A 1,340-nucleotide genomic window follows, 5' to 3' on the forward strand; every position below is an offset into this window, starting at 1 on the left:
GGTGTGCTCGGCCATCCGCCGTCCGGGATCCCCGATGACGACGACGGCGCCGGTCGTCTGCTGGGTCTCGTCGTGGTAGATCGGCCGGGCCACGGCGTAGGCGGTCCGGTCCCCGGCCGGGACCTCCTCGCGCAGCGTGACGTCCTCGTCCATGGCGGTACGGGCCAGGGCGGCGATCCGTTCGTCGGAGACGGGGAGGGAACGGCTCCCGGAGGTGAAGACCCGGTCGAGCCCGCCGGGCCCGGCCGGACCGGTGGAATCCGCCGGGCGGGGGTGCGGCCGGTGGAGCCGGCCGGGCGAGGGCCGCTGGAGCCCGCCGGGCGCGCCGAAGCGGTCGCCCGGCCGGCTCCACCGGCCCGCACCCCCGCCCGGCCGGACCGGTGGAATCCGCCGGGCGGGCTCGACCGGGTCTTCACCTCCGGGAGCCGTTCCCTCCCCGTCTCCGACGAACGGATCGCCGCCCTGGCCCGTACCGCCATGGACGAGGACGTCACGCTGCGCGAGGAGGTCCCGGCCGGGGACCGGACCGCCTACGCCGTGGCCCGGCCGATCTACCACGACGAGACCCAGCAGACGACCGGCGCCGTCGTCGTCATCGGGGATCCCGGACGGCGGATGGCCGAGCACACCCGTCTGACGTACGCGGTCCTCACCGGCTCCGGACTCCTCACCCTGCTCGCCGCCTTCACCGGCCACCTCCTCTCGGGGCGCAGCCTGCGGCCCGCGTGGCGGGCGCTCGAAGCCCAGGAGCGGCTGCTCGCCGACGCCGCGCACGAGCTGCGCACCCCGGTGGCGATCATGCGGAGCTCGATGGACGTGGCGGGGACGGACCCGAGGAACCTGCCCACGCATCTGCCGCGGATCCGGCGGGCCACCGACCGGCTGACCGACGTCGTGGAGAACGTACTGACCCGGGGGCGGCTCCAGGACTCGGCGGCCTCGTTCAGCCCGGTGCCGCTCCGCCTCGACCAGCTGGTGGAGGACGCGTGCGGGGAGCTGCCGCCCGCCCGGCTCACGCTCACGATGCGGCTCGACGAGTCGGTGGTGGACGCCGATCCCGCGCTCACGCGCGTGGCCGTGCGGAACCTGCTGGACAACGCGCTGCGCCACGGGCGCACGCCGGACGATCCGCACGGTGGGGCGGAGATCGACGTCGGTGTGCGGGGGCACACGGTGTCGGTGGCGGACCGGGGGCCGGGCGTGGCGGCGGAGGAGCTGCCGGAGCTGACCGAACGGTTCCGATCGCGCGGGGGCGGCTCGGGGATCGGTCTTTCGCTGGTCCGGGAGATCGCGGCGGCGCACGGGGGGACGCTCACCGCACGTCCGAGGCCGGGGGGAGG

Annotated in this window: 1 protein-coding gene; it reads left to right on the top strand. The window is 76.1% G+C overall.

Going from position 1 to position 1,340, the window contains the following annotated elements; all coding sequences use genetic code 11:
• Positions 1–282: 282 nt before the first annotated feature.
• A partial coding sequence (locus EAO70_RS36215) for a sensor histidine kinase (protein WP_261993230.1) occupies positions 283–1,340 on the top strand: 1,058 nt, incomplete at its 3' end.

Origin of the sequence: Streptomyces sp. adm13(2018) (assembly GCF_008042145.1) — a bacterium.
Classification (GTDB): Bacteria; Actinomycetota; Actinomycetes; order Streptomycetales; family Streptomycetaceae; genus Streptomyces.